Below are 18,467 nucleotides of genomic sequence, written 5' to 3'. Positions count from 1 at the left end.
TAAAAGGAAAGAAAAAGCTATAAGTAATCTATATTTAGGAGGAAAATTAATTGAAAAGAGTAATGTGTATTCCAAACTATTCTGAAGGTAGAGACCTTGAGAAAGTTGAAAAAATCACTGAATGTTTTAGAGCAAAAGAAAATGTTAAATTAATCGACTACCAACCAGATGCTGACCACAACAGACTTGTTGTTGAAGTAATTGGTGAACCAGAAGCTGTTATCGATGCAGTACTTGAATCTGTAAAGGTTGCTTCTGAAATTATCGATATGTCTAAACACGAAGGAGCTCACCCAAGAATGGGAGCAGTTGACGTTATACCTTTTGTTCCAGTAACAGAAGTTACAACTGAAGATTGTGTTGGATACGCTAATAAAGTTGGTAAAGCTATAGGAGAAATGGGAATTCCTGTTTACCTATATGAAGATGCTGCAACTACTCCTGAAAGAAAGAACCTTGCTAAGGTTAGAAAGGGACAATACGAAGCATTCTTCGACAAAATTAAGGAAGAAGAATGGAAACCTGACTTTGGTCCACAAGAAATGAACGCTAAATCAGGTGTTACAGGTGTTGCTGCAAGATTCCACCTAATTGCATTTAACGTAAACTTAAATACTGACAGATTAGAAGTTGCTCAAGCAATTGCTAAAAAAGTTCGTCACATTGGTGGAGGACTAAGATTCGTTAAAGGTATTGGACTTGCTCTAGAAGAAAAAGGCCAAGTTCAAGTATCAATGAACCTTGTTAACTTCGAAAAAACTGCAATTTACCAAGCACTTGAAATGATTAGATCTGAAGCTAAGAGATACGGAGTAAGTGTTGTAAACACAGAACTTATTGGACTTCTTCCACTACAAGCTCTTGTTGATTCAGCAGCTTACTACATGCAAATTGAAGACTTTAAACCAGAACAAGTTCTAGAAACACTTTTAATTGAGGAGTAATAAAATAACATGGGATTTAAAACAGATATACAAATAGCTGACGAAGCTACAATGTTACCTATTGAAGAGGTAGCTGCAAAAATAGGATTTGAAAAAGACGATCTTGAACAATATGGTAAATATAAAACTAAGATTTCTTGGGATGCAATTAAGAGAATTGAAGAAAACAATGAAAATGGTAAATTAATTCTTGTTTCTGCTATTTCTCCAACACCAGCAGGTGAAGGTAAGTCAACAGTTTCTATTGGTCTTACTCAAGGTCTTAATAGAATTGGAAAGAAATCTGCCGTAGCACTTCGTGAACCATCTCTTGGACCAGTATTTGGTGTTAAGGGTGGAGCTGCAGGTGGTGGATACTCACAAGTAGTTCCTATGGAAGATATTAACCTTCACTTCACAGGAGACCTTCACGCAATGACAGCTGCAAATAATCTTATTTCAGCTTGTATTGATAACCACATCCACCAAGGAAATGCTTTAAGAATTGACTCTAGACAAATCACTTGGAAGAGAGTTATCGACATGAACGACAGATCTCTTAGAAATGTTGTTATTTCTCTTGGTAAAAAAGCTGATGGATTCCCAAGAGAAGACCACTTCATGATAACAGTAGCTTCTGAAATCATGGCAGTTCTTTGTCTAGCAGAAAGCATCGAAGACTTAAAGAACAGAATAGCTAAGATGGTTATAGGATATAATCTTGATGGTAATCCAGTAACAGTTGCTGATCTTGAAATCCAAGGTGCAGTAGCAATGCTTCTTAAAGATGCATTAAAACCAAATATGGTACAAACTCTTGAAAATACACCAGCATTTATTCACGGTGGACCTTTCGCTAACATTGCTCATGGATGTAACTCAATCCTAGCTACTAAACTTGCACTTGCTACAAGTGATTATGCAGTTACAGAAGCTGGATTCGGTGCTGACTTAGGTGCTGAAAAATTCATGGACATTAAATGTAGAAAAGCTGGTCTTGCTCCAGATGCAGTTGTAATTGTTGCTACAATTAGAGCTCTTAAGATGCACGGTGGAGTAGATAAAAAAGAATTAAAAGCTGAAAATATCGAAGCTCTTGAAAAAGGGTTTGCTAACTTAAGACGTCACGTTGAAAATGTTAGAAAATTTGGAGTTCCAGCAATTGTTGCAATTAACAGATTTGCAGACGATACTGAAGGAGAAATTGCAAAATTAGAAGAACTTTGTGCTGAATTAGGAGTTAAGATTTCACTTTGTGAATGTTTCGCTAAGGGTGGCGAAGGTGCTGAAGATCTTGCACATAAAGTTGTTGAACTTATTGATGAAGAAAAAACTAACTTCAAGCCACTTTATGATGAAAATGACAGCATTGTTGATAAAGTAAACACAATTGTTAAAGAAATCTACAGAGGTAGACAAGCTAACTTTACAACAGCTGCTAAAAAACAAGTTAAGAAACTTGAAGAAATGGGTCTTGACAAACTTCCTATCTGTATTGCTAAGACACAATTCTCATTCACTGATGATAAGAATATAGTTGGAGCACCTACAGACTTTGATATTGAAATTCAAGATGTAAGAGTTTCTGCAGGAGCAGGCTTCATAGTTGTTCAAACATCTAACATCATGGTTATGCCAGGACTTCCAAAAGTACCAGCTGCTAACAAGATGGATATTGATAACGACGGCGTTATCACAGGATTATTCTAATTCACAGGAGGAAAAATGCTTAAAGATTTAAATATAGTAGAATTCGCAGACGAAACTGCTTCAGATTCACCAGCACCTGGTGGTGGATCTATTGCTGCACTAAACGCATCAATGGCAGCTTCACTACTTGCAATGGTTGCAGGTTTAACTGTTGGCAAGAAAAAATATATGGACGTTTCTGACAGAATGGAAGAAATTCAAGCTGAACTTGTAAAATACAAGGACGAATTTGTTGATGGAATCGACAAAGACGCAAACTCTTTCAACGGAGTTATGGACGCTATGAAACTTCCAAAGGAAACTGAAGAAGAAAAGGCTGCAAGATCAGAAAAAATTCAAGAAGGATACAGAAATGCAATTGAAGTACCTCTTGGACTTGGAATGAAAGTTACTGAATTATATGACTATGCAAGAGAACTTGCTGAAAAAGGTAACTCTAATGCAATCACTGACGTAGCAGTAGCTCTATTAAACATTGAAGCTGCAGTTCACGGAGCATTCTTAAATGTAATCATCAACCTTAACTCACTTAAGGATCAAGATTACAGACACGAACTTGAAGAAAAAATGGATGCTACAAGAAAGATTGTTGAAAAGAATCACGCAGAAATTATGAAAGTGGTAGATGAAAAATTAGCATGATTTATCTTTTAGTCGATGTTGGATCAACTTATACAAAGTTGCATTTAGTGGATACAAGTAAAAATGTAATTTTGGCAGGTGCTTCAAGTTATACTACTGTGGAGACTGACGTTAGAGAGGGCTTTAACAAGGCTTACAAAAAGCTAAGGGAAATCTCTGATGTTAAATATGATAAAATTTTAGGTTGCTCTTCAGCATCAGGAGGACTAAAGGTTATAGCTATTGGTTTTTCAAAAAGCCTCACTACTGACGCTGCAAGACTTGCGTCATTATCAAGTGGTGCTAGGATTTTAGATGTTTATTCCTACGAACTCAAGGATGAGCAAGTGGAAGAAATAAAATCTGCTGGCGCCGATATCATAGTCTTATGTGGTGGAACTGACCACGGCAACAGGGACAACATAATCTACAATGCAAAGAAACTTGCAAAGGGTTCTGTTAAGACACCTGTAGTTGTGGCAGGAAACATTGATACTCATGAAGAAATAAGGGACATCTTTAACAAGGCTGATGTCCCTTGTGACTTCACTGAAAATGTAATGCCAACGACAAACACAATAAATTACAGGCCTCTTAGAAAGACAATTGGAGATCTTTTTATTAAGACAATTGCCCATGCCAAGGGGATTGATTTACTAAGCCAAGATTTTGAAATACTCTTGCCAACTCCAGCTGCAGTTCAAAAGGCCATGTCTGTCTATGCCAAACACTTGGATAAGGTTATATTATCTGTAGACATTGGCGGGGCAACTACGGACATCCATTCCATAGGGAAAACTTATTATGGAGAAGAAAATGTCATCTCACCTCCTATTGATGAGCCCTATGAAAAGAGAACTGTGGAAGGCGATATGGGTATGAGGTATTCTGCTACTGCTCTTTATGAGTCAGTTGGCGATGAACCCTTCCTAAAGTTTGGAATAAAAGATGCGAAGGAAAAAACTGAATTTCGCTTTAACCATACTAACTACATTCCAGACAATGAAGAGGACCTCTTCTTTGACAATGCCTTGTGTTATATAGCAACTCATACTACACTTATGAGACACGTTGGCCACATAAAAAAAATTAAGACACCTACTAGAACCATTTATGAACAGTATGGAAAAGATTTGAGACCGGCAGAGATGTTTATTGGAACTGGAGGATCACTCATCAACTCTGATGATCCAAAGAAGATCCTATCAGCCATTAGGGACTTAGATGAGAAATATCTAATTAACAGGGACGTAAAGTGTTATTTAGATAAGGATTATATCCTGTCATCAGCTGGACTAATTTCTACTGTTGATGAAGAAGCTTCATACAAATTATTAAAGAAATATCTTAAAGAATTATAAATTTTTAGAAGTTACCTCTTTGGTAGCTTCTTTTTTTTTTATGAAAATTATTATAAAATTGTTTACCAGTTATAAATAAAAAATTAAGAGAAGTTGAATGTAAAAGATTTTATAAATAAGATGGATATATTTAAAAGATTAAAATTTTCTTTAAAATCATATAAATAATTATTAAAAATTTTAAAAAACTTTTTAAAGAACTTAATGTATAAAAAATTAACATTTTAGGGTAAAGAAAGAATAAAGGTAAATAATTCTTAGAATTTAGTAACAGAGATTTTATTAAAGGCAAAATTGAAGTTTGCTAAGAAAAGTTATATCCTAAAGTTAGAAAAGATAAAGGAGCTGTGACATGAAAATAAAAAATTTATTTAAACTCACAATTTTATTTGTCCTCCTACCTGTACTTGTATTTGCAGAAGATTTTAAAACTATAAAAATTGATGCGGACATAGATAAAGATGGAGTTGCCAAGGTAAAGGAAGTTTGGCAAATAAATGAAGACAACAAAGATTACACAGAGAGATACAAGAGGATCGAAAACTTGCAAGGCATAAAGATTGAAAATTTTTCTGTCAATGCCCTTGGAAGAGACTTCACAGAAAAAAATCCTTGGGATATTGACCAGTCCTTTGAGGACAAGGCCTACCACTATGGAAGGATTGACAAGGAGGGCCAAGTTGAACTCACTTGGGGGATAAGTGAATTTAAGGATAACACCTACAACTTGTCCTACACAATAAATCCCCTTGTTGTGGGACTAAATGATGCTGACATGGTTTTCTTTAATTTCGTGGGTGGTAACTTTGACCCAAAGCCAGAGAATATCGAAATTAACATCAGGGGTTTTGAAGACTTTAAAGATGTAGAAATGTGGGGTTTTGGTCTTGAGGGCGAAATTCACAATGTAGATGGCGTAATCCAAATGAAATCAACAGATTATGTTGATTATGCAACAGTCATGCTAAAATTTCCAAAGGGCTACTTCAACACTGCTTACAAGATCGACAAAAATTTTAATGACTATGCCAACATAGCAGCCAAGGGTTCAGACTGGGAAAACAATGAAGGTCAGGCCTACCAAAAACCTATGTCTAGGGGAGAAAAAGCTGCACTTGGAGGAGTCTTTGCAGGAGTAGCGGCAGTAATTTATTTTGTAGCAAGAGCTGTAAGCCTATCCTTTAACAAGAGAAAAATCCAAAATAAAAAAGAACTTCCAACAATTAAGGACTTAAAGGGAGAGTACTACAAGGACCTACCCTATGATGGACCAATGGAAGACTTGTATTACTTCATAGGTCAAGCCTACCTTGTTACAAGTGACCTAGTTGGCAATTATATCAACGCCTTTATTTTGAAATGGAGCCTTGAAGGATCTATTGAATTTATAGAAGAGGGCAAGGGCTATGCCGACAACAAGATAAAAATTTTGAAAAGTCCTGAAAACATGGGACCAATGGAAGAAGAATTATTTGAAATGATTTTTGCAGCCAAAGAAGAAAATGATGAGGAATACATCACAGCAAAAGGCTTCAAAAAATATGTGAGAAAACATAGAAAAGAAATGGAAAATTATTACGAAGAATTTGAAACTTCTTCCATTAGAAATCTAAGAGAGGGAGGATACCTTGAAGACTACACTTATGAAAAGAAATTCCTAGGATCAAGAAGGACTGGCAAGGAATTAAGAGTTACTGAAAAGGGCAAGGTTCTCTACGAAAACCTAATTAAATTTAAAAATTATTTAAAAGACAATCTTGACCAAGTTACAGAAGAAGTTGACTTTGAAAAGTGGGAAGAATATCTAATTTATTCATCAATCTTCTTCTTGGACAAGGAGTTTGTAGAAGGAGCAAAGGCATATCCAGCTTATGTCAATAACTATGCACTTTACAATACACACATATTAGCAACGAGAAATTTCTCCAAAAAATTAAACCAATCTTATCAAAGTGGATCTGGTTTTGCCAACGCAGGAGTTGGAGGAGCGACTTCCGTAGGAGGCGGAGGAGGATCCTTCGGTGGAGGCGGCGGTGGCGGTCGTTAAAAAAAAGACATCTTCAATGAAATTAAGCTGCCTTTTTGATTCCAAATTTATTATTCACTTGAATAGGAAAAAATTAAAAAGACAAAAAAATGCTGTTTGTAAATAATAATTACAAGCAGCATTTTTTTTTATAAAATTTTTATTTTAAAGACTCAAAAATCAAAAAATAATTTTCGGCATAGAGAATTAAATTAAGTAAAAGAAAGCTAATGAAATATTTTTATTAACAGCTTCAAGCTTTGAAAACTTATATAGGTTTAAGAAGAAAACAAGTCCAGTAATTAGGAGTCCTAGATAAATATCAGTAGGTCTTGTTAAGTAAAATACAGAAGAAGGACCAAAGCTGCCTAAATCAAAAATAGTAAGTAGGGGCAAGATAATTACAATGATAAGTTCAAGAAAGATTGGTTTAAGACTTTTGACCTTACTATTGTAGGTGTTAATATGAAGCCCAAGAAGTAAAATTATGTAATAGATTATATTTTGATCTAAGAGCAAGGCAAACAACATACAGGTAAACTGAATATTTGTTGCAATTGTATCTAACTCATCTATTCTTTTATTAAATCTTGGCAGAATAAAATTTATAGAAATAAATCCCAATAAAAATACAATTAAAAATACTCTTTGAAAATCCAAATTACCACCTCTTGCTTTCATTATAGCAAAATAAAAGACATCTTCAATAAAAATGAAGGTGTCTTTTTGCTCTCATAATGTTATTTATTTAATTATTGAGAAATGAACTAAATAAATTATCAATCGTCATAGGATTTGAAGGGTTCTCCTTCTTCTGGCAATGTCTCTGGCCTTATCTTTAGTCCCATTTTCTTCTTCTCGTGGTTTAATTCCTTCAAGAGGGAAATCATAACAAAGATCATAACCACTGAGAAGGGAAGGGCAACAATTATAAGTGTATTTTCAAGGGCTGCAAGACCACCGGAAAATAATAAAACAATGGCTATTGCTGAAAGAAGTATTCCCCAAATAACCTTCTTCCTATTTGATGGAAGGAGGTTTCCATTTTCAGACAGCATTGCCAAGACGTAAGTGGCGGAGTCTGCTGAAGTTATAAAAAATGTTGAGACCAAAATTATTGCTATGAAGGATAGGATGTTTCCTCCAAGATAATTATTAAATGTCGCAAAGAGAACTTCTTCTGTGGCAAATTCTGAAAGATTTATTCCAGCATCCTGCAAGCTAGTTGATAGAGTTCCAAAAGTTGAGAACCAAAGGATACTAAGTAGAGTTGGAATTAGAAGGACAACTGTCAAGAATTCACGAATTGTTCTTCCTTTAGAAATTCTCGCAATGAAAACTCCAACAAAGGGTGACCAAGAGATCCACCAAGCCCAGTAGAAAATTGTCCAAGAATTTATCCAACCACGCTTAGTCCCATCAAAGGCAGCTGATCTAAAGCTCATCCTAAAGAAGTTTTGGAGATAGGCTCCAATTGAATCTGTCATGTTGTCAAAGATCCTTACTGTTGGTCCAACAACTATGGCAACTGCAAGAAGACCTATGGCCAAGATCAAGTTGACATTAGAAAGAATTTTCACTCCTTTGCCAAGGCCTGACATGGCAGACATTACGAAAAGGGCCGTAGTTATCACGATTATTATTGTTTGAGTCACAATGTTATTTGGAATTCCAAAAAGATAGGATAGACCGCCATTAATTTGCATGGCTCCAAAGCCAAGAGTTGTGGCAACACCTATCACAGTAGCTACGATTGTTATGGTGTCAATCACCTTACCTATCCATCCATTGGCACGGTCACCAAGAAGGGGTTTAAGTGTAACTGAGAGTAGATATTTTTCTTGCTTCCTAAAGCCAAAGTAGGCAAGAGCCAGTCCAATAATGGCATAGACTGCCCAGGCATGGATACCCCAATGGAAGAAGGTAAACCTAAAGGCATCGGCTAAGGCTTCTTGACTTCCCTTTGGTGCAAGAGGTGTCATCACTGCGAAGTGACTTAGGGGTTCGGCTGCTCCGTAGAAGACAAGTCCAATTCCCATTCCTGCAGAGAACATCATGGCAATCCAAGACATGGAGTCGTGCTCTGGTTCTGAGTTAGGACTTCCCAACCTAATTTGTCCTATGGGACTTAGGATTAAGAAGACACAGAAAATCAAAATTCCAGTCACCAATAAAAGATAAAACCAACCAAAATTTACTGTAATCTTATCTCTTAAAAATTCTGTAAGTCTTTGGAAGGGTTCTGGTATTATAATTCCAAGTAAAACAAGTACAGATAATAATCCTAAGGACAAAAAATATACAAAGTGTTCTTTTAAAATTTCTTTTTTCATATTAATTCTCCTTTTCTAAAAATTTTCATACCTTAATAGTCTATAGGAAAATCTTGTGCTTTGTCAAAAATGAGTTTTTTTAAAAATTTTAATATATAAATAAAATTTACTACTTACTTAATAGAATAGAGAAGATAAAATTGGGTAAGTGTTAACTGAATAAGTACTTAAACTTTTAACTTTTAAGGAGGTAAATAATGGCAGACGACAAGAAAAAAATGGACCCAACAGCAAAAAATAAATCAGGGGACCCAATACCTAGTAGGAATCAAAATGTTGATGATCCAGAATTAAGACGTGCAGGTGGACAACTAGTCGACAACGACGAAGACTCCATGACTGCAGGTATGGATGGTCACCTTTCAGTCCAAGACCTTTGGTTATTTGAAAAGCATGCTCACTTCAACAGGGAAGTTATTCCTGAAAGAAGGATGCACGCCAAGGGCTGGGGTGCCTGGGGTGAATTCACAGTAACTCATGACATCACAAAATACACTAAGGCCAAAATTTTTAGCAAGGTTGGAAACAAGTGCAAGGTCTTCTCAAGAATGTCAACTGTTGCTGGTGAACGTGGTGCAGCTGATGCAGAACGTGACATTCGTGGTTTTGCAGTTAGATTTTATACAGAAGATGGTAACTGGGACGTAGTTGGTAACAACACACCTGTCTTCTTCTTTAGAGACCCAATGAAGTTTATCGATTTAAACCACGCAGTTAAGAGAGACCCTAAGTCTCACCTTAGATCTCCTAATACAAACTTTGACTACTGGTCATCACTACCAGAATCACTACTACAAACGACTATAATAAATAGTGACAGGGGTATTCCTTCTTCCTTTAGGTATATGCACGGATTTGGTTCACACACTTACTCCATGTATAACGAAGAAGGCACAAGAGTTTGGGTTAAGTTCCACTTTAGAAGCCAACAAGGTATCCTAAACTACACTGACCAAGAAGCTGAAATGGTAAATGGTAAGGACAGGGAATCTTCTGGACGTGACCTATATGAAGCTATTGAAAATGGCAACTATCCAAAGTGGAAGATGTACATCCAAGTTATGACAGAAGAACAAGCTGAAAAGCACCCAACAAATCCTTTCGACCTAACAAAGATGTGGCTAAAGGAAGACTATCCACTAATTCCTGTAGGAGAATATGTTTTAAATAAATATCCAGACAACTTCTTCCAAGATGTTGAACAAGTTGCCTTTTCACCGGCAAATATTGTGCCAGGAATCGCACTTTCACCAGATAGGGTTCTTCAAGCTAGGGCCTTCTTCTATTCAGATGCCCAAAGATATAGACTTGGAGTTAACCACCACCAAATTCCTGTTAACTCACCACAAGGTGTGAAGAATCCTCATGACTACCACAGAGATGGACAAATGAGAGTAGACGGCAACAAGGGCGCAGAACTCCACTACAGACCAAACTCTTACGGTGGCTGGCAAGATCATCCAGATCTAGAAATACCACATGACAAGGGTGGAGAAACTAAGAGATATGACTACAGGGCAGACGATAGCGACTACTTCACTCAACCAGGTATGCTTTTCAACAGGATGACTGATGAGCAAAAATTAGTTTTATTTGAAAATACTGCAAGAAATATGGGCGACTCAACTATGCAAATCAAGCACAGATATATTAGAAACTGCTATGCAGCTGACCCAGAATATGGAAAGGGAGTTGCAAAGGCACTTGGAATTGATATAGATACAGTTGATTTAGAAATGAAGGCGCCAAAATCTCGTGAAGAATGGGAAAAATTAAATGCAAGAGATGCTGACCTAAATTATCCAACAGATCCTGCTGAACCAGAATCTGCAAAAGACCTTCCACCTGAAGGAAGAGATACAAATGCCGAAGACCCAACAACATTAATTGCTTGGGAAGATGACCCATATCTACTTTGATAAGAAAATAAATTAAATAATATTGGAATTGCCTCTTTTATGAGGCAATTTCTTTAGGAGGTTATAAGAAAAATGAAAATTGTATCTTATAATGTTACAAAAAAATGCAACCTCTACTGTGAACACTGCTATAGGAATTCTAAAGAAGATGTGGATTTGTCAGATGAGTTATCTACTGAAGAGGCAAAGGAAGTCTTTAGGGATATAAAAAAAGCTGGCTTTAATATGCTCAAATTAAGTGGTGGAGAACCACTAATGAGAGAGGATATTTTTGAACTTGCAGAATTTGCTTCTAGCCTAGGACTTTATACTTGCTTGGGCACTAATGGGACCCTTATAAATGAAGACAACATAGGACTTATAAAAAAATATATAAGATCAGTTGCTATTTCTATAGACTCAAGGGACAAAAATGTTCACGATTCCTTTAGGGGATACGAGGGGGCCTTTGATGAAACCATGAGAGGCATAGAGATTTTAAAGGAAAATGAGGTTAAGTTTCAGATTAACACCACTATCTCTAAAATTAATTTGAAGGAAATAGAGAGTCTTTTAGATTTTGCAAGTGAGCTGGGAGCATCTTCAGTCCATGTTCTATTCTTAGTTATGACAGGCAGGGGGAAAAACTTAGAAAATGTTTACCTAACAAAGGAAGAGTACACAGAAGCTATTAAAAAAGTTTTGGAGTATGAGTCAGACTTATTTATAAAGCCAACTTGTGCACCCCAATCAACTGTCTTGGCTAAAAAATTAAATTTAGACCCAAGAGTTAAAAAGTCTTGTATTGCAGGTACAAGTTATTGCAGCTTGGTCTACGATGGCAGGGTAAATATCTGTCCCTATGCAGAAGTAGAGGCCGGCAATGTAAAAGAAGATTCTTTTTATAATATTTGGAATAATAGCGAAGTCTTTAAAAAACTTAGGGATCCTTCATCCTATAAGGGAAGGTGTAGAACTTGTAATTTTAATAATATTTGTGGTGGATGTAGGGCCAGGGCTTTTGCAAACACTGGAGATTATTTAGAATTTGATAATTATTGTGTTTTAGGTGATTAGATGAAAAAATTTAGAGTGAAAGATTGGGTTTTAATGGGCCTTTCTCTGGCCATTATGATTGTTGTTGGTAAAATTCTTTATACAATATCCTTGAGTTTACCAATACCATCATCAAGAGTGCTTACGACAGCGCCAGCCTTTGCCTTTATATATACAGCAACAATTTTAAAAACTAGAAAAATTGGAACTGTGTCCTTAATTTCCTTGTGCTATGCCATTTATATGCTTAGGTTTTCTGTCTTTGGAGCCTTGGCTGGACTAGCGAGCGGAGTCTTAAGTGATATTTTAACCTTAATAGTCTTTAAAAATTATAATAAGGACAGAAATATATACTATTCAGTACCAACAAAAAGTGCTTTTGGCGTGTGGACTTCCTTTTTTATAGTAAAAATTTTTGTACCACAATCTAGATTTGTCCAAGCAGGAATTATTCCAACTCTTATAGTCACAATTGTAATATATTTTATTGGATACCTTGCTTCTAGATATACCTTAGAAATCTTTTCAAAAAGGATTGTTAGAGCATGAAAAATTTAAAAGTTATCGAAAAAGATTGTGTAAAAGATTTAGAATTAAAAAAAAGGAAATACATACTTTCTCATGATGATGAGACAGGAGAACTTTTCGTCGACATAGTTGATAGTCTAGATGATTTTACAATGAGCGAGGAAAAGGATGAGGTTTTTGGATATTGGGAAGATGAGTACTTTGTTTTTGAATGTTTTTTAGACAATGAAAACTCAAAATTTTCAACAAAGGCAAGATTTATAATTTTTAAAGAACATTTACAAAACTCTCTTCTTGCAATGGTAAAGGCTGAGAGAAAATTAAAATTTTCTGATACAGATATTTATGTAAAGGAAATTTATAATTCCAAAGATGAAAAATTTAATATAAGACTTGTAGAAAAAACCCTAAGAGATTATGTCTATAAAGAAGATGGGACTTTTGTAGAATATAGAAAAGGATTTGATTATAAGTCTTTAAAAAATATTTAAGATTAAGTGGATGAAAAATTCCACTTTTTTATTTTGCAAAAATATTCTTAATAAGAGAGCAGATTTTACTTAAATAAAGTCTTCATAATCTTTAAAAACAAGCCTAAATAGTGTAAAATAACTATGAGGAGTTTTGTCGTGGAATATTGGGATGTATATGATAAAAATGGAAAATGGAAGAGACGGGTCATAAGAAAAGGACAGCGTCTTAGAAATAGTGATTACCACCTTATAGTTGAGGGTTGGATTTTAAGAGATGATGGAAATTTTATTATCCAGAGAAGGTCTCTTAGCAAAAAATCCTTTGCTGGCATGTGGTATTGCTCTGCAGGTGGGTCTGTTATATCTAGAGAGACTCCCAAAGAGGGCATGGTACGTGAATTTAAGGAAGAGCTTGGCATCGATATAAGAGAAGATGAGCTCAAGCTCAAGAGGATAATCACTGAAAAAAACACAATATTTTATATTTTTCTAGTGCGTAAAAATGTTTCTCTTGATGAAATAGTCATGCAGGAGGAAGAGGTTATGGATGTTGACATAGCCAGCGTGGAAAAGATTCAAAAAATGGTTGAAGACAAAACTTTTATTGGACTTGATTACTACGAAAAATTTTTCAGAGGTATATAATCGTCTCAAATGAGGCGTTTTTTTATAGGAGGATTTATGAAATTATACAATACTCTAACGAGAAAAAAAGAAGACTTTGTGCCAATTAAGGAGGGCGAAGTTGGAATCTACAACTGTGGCCCAACTGTTTACAACTTTATTCACGTTGGTAACGCAAGACCTCTTGTTGTATTTGATACCTTGAGAAGGTACTTTGACTACAAGGGGATGAAGGTTAAGTTTGTAGTTAACTTCACAGATATTGACGACAAGATGATTAACAAGGCAAATGATGAAGGTGTTAAGGTTTCTGATATTGCCGAAAGATATATAAAAGAATTTAAAAAGGATGCAGGTGGCCTCCACCTTTATGACTATGAAACTATAAATCCAAGGGCGACTGAACACATTGATGAAATTATTGATTTTATTCAAACTCTTGTAGACAAGGGTGCAGCTTATGTGTCCAATGGTGATGTTTACTTTGACATTAGTCACGCCAAGGACTATGGAAAACTTTCAAGAAAAAATCTTGAAGACCTAATCTCTGGCCACAGGGTTGATGTAAATGATAATAAGAAAAATCCGCAAGACTTTGCCCTTTGGAAGAATAAAAAAGAAGGAGAACCCTTCTGGAAAGCACCTTGGGGAGAAGGGAGACCTGGCTGGCACATCGAGTGTTCTGTAATGGCCAAGACTATTATTGGCGACAACATAGACATCCACACAGGTGGCGAGGACCTACAATTCCCTCACCATGAAAATGAAATTGCTCAATCAGAAACTTGCAACGACGTTCCCTTCGCCAACTACTGGCTTCACAATGGAATGATAACTGTTGATAATGAAAAGATGTCAAAATCTAAGGGCAACTTCTTCACAGTTAGGGAAATCTCCCAAGAGTTTGACCTAGAAGTCTTGAGATTTTTCCTTTTGACAACTCAATACCGTTCACCAATTAATTTCTCAAGAGAAGTAATGGAACAGACAAAAAATTCAAGCAAGAGACTTTACAACGCAAAGTACAAGCTTGAAGATGCTATAGAAAAAACTTCTGTAGAAAAAATGACAGAAGATGAAGAAGCCTTATTAAAGGGTTATGACAAGCATATTGAAAAATTTGAATCAGCTATGGAAGACGACCTAAATACAGCTGATGCAATTACAGCAATCTTTGACTTAGTTAAGGACATTAACTTAAACTTAGACGAAAATTCTTCCAAAGAAATCCTAGAAAAATCCTTAGAGCTTTTAAAGAAACTAACTAAGGTTCTTGGAATTATGGAAGAAGAAAGAGAAGAAATATCAAATGATATAGAAGAACTTATCAAGGAAAGAAATGAGGCTAGGAAGAACAAGGACTTCGCTAGGGCTGATGAAATTCGTGATGAGTTGAAGAACATGGGCATTGAAATAGAAGATACGAGAAGTGGAACAACTTGGAAGAGAATTTAAATTTTTTAGAAGTTAAAAATTATAGTGAAGCTGAGGTAAGGGAACTAAGTCCCCTTGCCCTAGCTTACATAGGTGATGCTTGTTTTGAAATCTTAGTCAGGAGTGAAATCCTAGATTTGAGAAAGAACCCCAACAAGCTTCACAGGGAAAGCATAAAATATGTCAGGGCCAAGGGCCAAAGAGAGCTTTTTGAAAAAATAGAAGACCTCTTGACAGAAGATGAATATAGGATTTTTAAGAGGGGACGAAATGCCAAGTCTCACACAGTGCCAAAGAACGCAGATCCAATTGACTACAGGATTGCAACTGGAGTTGAGGCCCTTTATGGCTATCTCTACCTCTTAAAGAGATACGATAGGATTAGGGACTTATTTAAGGAGATGATAGGATGAAGGTAAAAATTATTTCGCACACAATGGATCCAGACAAGACCATTGCTGCAGCTGCAAAACTTTGCTATTCAAGAGTTGGTGTTGAAGAGATTACAGAAAATTTGACAGAGGAATCTACAGAAAAGTTTTTAGATAGACTTATGTCTTTTTCTCACTTATCTCCACTAGAACACGTTAGCTTTACCTTTGCAATAGAAGGAGTTTCAAGGACCCTTACTCATCAACTTGTAAGACACAGACTTGCCTCCTATTCACAACAATCCCAAAGGTATGTAAAGCTTGATTCCTTTGAATATATTATTCCACCTCAAATAGAAAAAAATGAGGAAGCAAAAAAAGTTTTTATAGAGGCAATGAAGAGGGATCAAGAGGACTACGACAAGTTAGTTGACATATTAGTAGAAGAAAATGCAAGACCTTTAATAGAGGAAGGAATGGATGAAGCCAAGGCAAGGAAGTCTGTGGAAAAAATGTCCATAGAAGATGCAAGGTATGTCTTCCCTAATGCTTGTGAGACAAAAATTGTTGTCACAATGAATGTTAGGACTCTAAGACACTTCTTCACAGTGAGATGTTGTGAAAGGGCCCAATGGGAAATAAGAGAACTTGCAACAGAAATGCTAAAAGAAGTAAAAGAAGTTGCCCCACTATTATTTAGGGACCAAGGACCGGCTTGTGTAAGTGGACCATGTCCTGAAGGAAAGATGACTTGCGGCAAGGCAAAGGAAATTAGAGAGAAGTTTAAGAATTTAAAATGAAATATATATACGGAAGAGGCCCAGTTATGGAGGCCATTAAAAATAAAGAAGTAGAAAAAATTTATGTAGGGAAAAATGCTAGTGGATCTATAAAGAAAATCCTTGGCATGGCTAGAGATGCAAGGATCCCTGCAGTTACAAGTGACAATGAAAAGCTAGAAGAACTTGCTGGCACAAAAAACCACCAAGCAGTAGTGGCCCTTGTAAGTGACTTTGAATATATTGAACTTGAGGACCTAATAAGAAAATTGGAAGACAAGGAAGATGCGAGAATTTTCATCTTAGATAAGATAGAAGATCCTCACAATTTTGGAGCCATTGCAAGAAGTTCCAACTTCTTTGGGGTTGATGCCATAATCTTCCCCAACAGGAGGGCCGCAACAGTAAATGACACTGTGGTAAAATCTTCTGCTGGAGCAATTTATGATATTGATGTCTGCAAGGTTTCAAATATTTCTCAATCCATTGACAAGTTAAAGGAAGCAGGTTTTTGGATATATGCAACAGACCTTGAGGGAGAAGACATAAGGGAATGCGACTTCTCTGGCAAGGCAGCTATAGTTATAGGCAACGAGGGCAAGGGAGTTTCAAAAAATATTTTGAAAAATTCCGACAAGATTATAACTATTCCAAATTTTTCTGACTTCGACTCACTTAACGCATCAGTAGCAGCAGCAATTGTCATGTATGAGATTAGAAGATAACAGAGTATAAAAATGAGAAGGCGAAAGAGTAGGTACAGAAGGGATGTAAATTATCTCTTTGTCGATGGATACAATATAATAAATTCTTGGCAATCCTTAATTGAATTAAAAAATGTATCTCTTGAAGATGCGAGAAATGAATTAATAGACACTATGATTGAATTTTCTCACACGACAAAGGAGCACATCATCCTAGTCTTTGATGCCTACTTGGTGAAAAAATCTGGCGGCAAGACCTACAAGAGAGATGGGATTGATGTAATCTTTACCAAGGAATTTGAAACGGCAGACCACTATATTGAGAGGCAACTTGATGAAATAGGCAAGCTCACCAATGTTCGGGTAGCTACAAGCGACAATGTAGAGCAGCAGATAATTTTATCTCGTGGTGGAACTAGGATTTCAGCAAGAGAGCTTGAAGCTGAAGTGAATAATTCTAAAAATAAGGTGAACTACGTGGCCAAGAAACTAAAGGAAGAAAGGGTTACAACCCTTGATGAAGATATAATTCATAAGCTCAAGAAATTAAAACATGATATGACGAAAAAGAATAGTTAGGAGGTTTAAGATGAAGTGCAAAAATTGTGGAAAAGAAAATAAGGAAGATGCTTTATTTTGTATGGAATGTGGTCACGATTTGAGAGAAGAAAGTGATTTTTCTAAAACAGAAATAATAAAAAATAAGCAGGATTATTATGAAGAAGACCATGATAAAATAGTAAATAATAATTCCTTCAAAGATGACTCCATGAGCCTTAAGCAAAAGGGATTAGTTTTTGGCTTAGTAGTTGTTGGACTATTGGCTTTTTCCCTAATATTTAATTTTGGATTTAGCAAATACAAATACTCAAAACTTGAGGCATCTGCAAGGGCTAATCTTGAGGCCAAAAATTATAAGGAAGCCAGAGAAAAATTTAGCCAACTTTATGAAAAGTCTTCTAAGAAAGAGTACTTAGATGAAATTAACAATATTGACAAAATCTTAGAAAATAAAGACCTTCTAAATAAGGCCAATAAAAAATATGAGGCTAGAGACTATGAAGCTTCACTTGCCAACCTAAAGGATATTCAAGTGGAAGAAGACGATGACTTAAGAGAAAAAGTTGATGCCCTTATTGAAAAGAACTACGCTGGAATGAAGGCAGAAATAAATCAGTTAAAATCCAGCAAAAATTATGACGGGGCCATCAATAGGTTAAACGAATATATAGCTCTTGATCCCGAAAACGCAGACTTTAAAAAAATGCTTGAAGATATAAATCTTGAAAAGACAAACAACGAAAAGAAGGCTCAAGAAGAAAGTGAAGCCACAAAGCAAAAGGCAAGAGCTGATGAGTTAGAAACTCAAATAAAAAAGCTTCAAAACCGTGAAGTATCAAGTCTTATTGGCACTTATCAATTTGTAACCTCAGGCAAGGCCAATGTGAGAAGTGGGCCAGGATTTGCCTACACTATCTCTTATGTTCTTCATAAGGGAGACCCAGTTTACGTTTACGACACAAGAAGAGCTGATGGAAGAACTTGGTGTAATGTAGGTAATGGATGGATAAGTTACAGAACCTTAAATGGAGAAGCAAAATAATAAAAATTTGACAGTCGAGAGGC

Annotated in this window: 18 protein-coding genes; 16 read left to right on the top strand and 2 right to left on the bottom strand. The window is 35.9% G+C overall.

All coding sequences use genetic code 11. The features are described 5' to 3' along the window. Positions 1 to 50: 50 nt before the first annotated feature. The 5 genes from ftcD to I6I93_RS03295 all read left to right on the top strand — a co-directional run bounded on the left by ftcD (position 51) and on the right by I6I93_RS03295 (position 6,662). Positions 51 to 944: a glutamate formimidoyltransferase gene (gene ftcD / locus I6I93_RS03315; protein ID WP_112889429.1), complete on the top strand. Its 894-nt coding sequence runs from the start codon at positions 51 to 53 to the stop codon at positions 942 to 944. Between the two features lie 9 nt (positions 945 to 953). Next, positions 954 to 2,633, top strand: a complete 1,680-nt coding sequence (locus I6I93_RS03310; protein ID WP_112889428.1) for a formate--tetrahydrofolate ligase — start codon at positions 954 to 956, stop codon at positions 2,631 to 2,633. 15 nt (positions 2,634 to 2,648) lie between these two features. Then, positions 2,649 to 3,275: a cyclodeaminase/cyclohydrolase family protein gene (locus tag I6I93_RS03305; protein ID WP_112889427.1), complete on the top strand. Its 627-nt coding sequence runs from the start codon at positions 2,649 to 2,651 to the stop codon at positions 3,273 to 3,275. After that, the gene (gene glmL, locus I6I93_RS03300) at positions 3,272 to 4,615 is read left to right on the top strand and encodes a methylaspartate mutase accessory protein GlmL (RefSeq protein WP_112889426.1); all 1,344 of its coding nucleotides are present in this window, start codon (positions 3,272 to 3,274) and stop codon (positions 4,613 to 4,615) included. The genes I6I93_RS03305 and glmL overlap by 4 nt, the downstream gene beginning before the upstream one ends. A 352-nt stretch (positions 4,616 to 4,967) precedes the next feature. Further along, positions 4,968 to 6,662 carry a DUF2207 domain-containing protein gene (locus I6I93_RS03295; RefSeq protein WP_112889425.1) on the top strand — a complete coding sequence of 565 codons (1,695 nt, stop codon included), beginning with the start codon at positions 4,968 to 4,970 and terminating at the stop codon, positions 6,660 to 6,662. A 186-nt stretch (positions 6,663 to 6,848) separates the two neighbouring features. On the opposite strand, the gene I6I93_RS03290 is transcribed toward I6I93_RS03295, so the two are convergent. Both I6I93_RS03290 and I6I93_RS03285 read right to left on the bottom strand, forming a co-directional pair. Then, positions 6,849 to 7,301, bottom strand: coding sequence for a hypothetical protein (locus I6I93_RS03290; RefSeq protein WP_112889424.1), 453 nt, complete (start codon positions 7,299 to 7,301; stop codon positions 6,849 to 6,851). 119 nt (positions 7,302 to 7,420) lie between these two features. Next, positions 7,421 to 8,974, bottom strand: coding sequence for a BCCT family transporter (locus I6I93_RS03285; RefSeq protein WP_112889423.1), 1,554 nt, complete (start codon positions 8,972 to 8,974; stop codon positions 7,421 to 7,423). Positions 8,975 to 9,171: 197 nt separating this feature from the next. Between I6I93_RS03285 and I6I93_RS03280 the strand changes: the two genes are divergently transcribed. The 11 genes from I6I93_RS03280 (at position 9,172) to I6I93_RS03230 (ending at position 18,444) form a co-directional block, all read left to right on the top strand. After that, on the top strand, positions 9,172 to 10,893 hold the full coding sequence (locus I6I93_RS03280) for a catalase (RefSeq protein WP_112889422.1): 1,722 nt from the start codon (positions 9,172 to 9,174) through the stop codon (positions 10,891 to 10,893). Between the two features lie 72 nt (positions 10,894 to 10,965). Then, complete coding sequence (locus tag I6I93_RS03275) at positions 10,966 to 11,949, top strand: radical SAM/SPASM domain-containing protein (RefSeq protein WP_112889421.1); 984 nt, start codon at positions 10,966 to 10,968, stop codon at positions 11,947 to 11,949. Beyond that, on the top strand, positions 11,950 to 12,477 hold the full coding sequence (locus I6I93_RS03270) for a hypothetical protein (protein WP_112889420.1): 528 nt from the start codon (positions 11,950 to 11,952) through the stop codon (positions 12,475 to 12,477). Continuing rightward, on the top strand, positions 12,474 to 12,947 hold the full coding sequence (locus I6I93_RS03265) for a staygreen family protein (RefSeq protein ID WP_112889419.1): 474 nt from the start codon (positions 12,474 to 12,476) through the stop codon (positions 12,945 to 12,947). Before I6I93_RS03270 ends, I6I93_RS03265 begins: the two co-directional genes overlap by 4 nt. A 138-nt stretch (positions 12,948 to 13,085) precedes the next feature. Further along, entirely contained in the window at positions 13,086 to 13,574 is a 489-nt protein-coding gene (locus tag I6I93_RS03260; protein WP_112889418.1) for an NUDIX hydrolase, read from the top strand. A gap of 36 nt (positions 13,575 to 13,610) precedes the next feature. Continuing rightward, positions 13,611 to 15,008, top strand: a complete 1,398-nt coding sequence (gene cysS / locus I6I93_RS03255; RefSeq protein ID WP_112889417.1) for a cysteine--tRNA ligase — start codon at positions 13,611 to 13,613, stop codon at positions 15,006 to 15,008. After that, positions 14,993 to 15,400: a Mini-ribonuclease 3 gene (locus tag I6I93_RS03250; protein WP_112889416.1), complete on the top strand. Its 408-nt coding sequence runs from the start codon at positions 14,993 to 14,995 to the stop codon at positions 15,398 to 15,400. Before cysS ends, I6I93_RS03250 begins: the two co-directional genes overlap by 16 nt. Next, a complete protein-coding gene (gene thyX, locus I6I93_RS03245; protein ID WP_112889415.1) occupies positions 15,397 to 16,158 on the top strand; it encodes an FAD-dependent thymidylate synthase in 762 nt (253 codons plus the stop codon). The genes I6I93_RS03250 and thyX overlap by 4 nt, the downstream gene beginning before the upstream one ends. Further along, a complete protein-coding gene (gene rlmB / locus I6I93_RS03240; protein ID WP_112889414.1) occupies positions 16,155 to 16,862 on the top strand; it encodes a 23S rRNA (guanosine(2251)-2'-O)-methyltransferase RlmB in 708 nt (235 codons plus the stop codon). The genes thyX and rlmB overlap by 4 nt, the downstream gene beginning before the upstream one ends. Before the next feature lie 12 nt (positions 16,863 to 16,874). Continuing rightward, a complete protein-coding gene (locus tag I6I93_RS03235) occupies positions 16,875 to 17,420 on the top strand; it encodes an NYN domain-containing protein (RefSeq protein WP_112889413.1) in 546 nt (181 codons plus the stop codon). Positions 17,421 to 17,430: 10 nt separating this feature from the next. Continuing rightward, positions 17,431 to 18,444 (top strand): zinc-ribbon domain-containing protein, encoded by a 1,014-nt coding sequence (locus I6I93_RS03230; RefSeq protein ID WP_112889412.1) that lies wholly within the window; start codon positions 17,431 to 17,433, stop codon positions 18,442 to 18,444. The last annotated feature ends 23 nt before the right edge of the window (positions 18,445 to 18,467 follow it).

The sequence above is a fragment of the Peptoniphilus harei genome, from assembly GCF_016726485.1.
GTDB lineage: Bacteria > Bacillota > Clostridia > Tissierellales > Peptoniphilaceae > Peptoniphilus_A > Peptoniphilus_A harei.
Note: the sequence above shows the minus strand (reverse complement) of the source record. Positions and strands in the feature narration are given on the sequence as shown.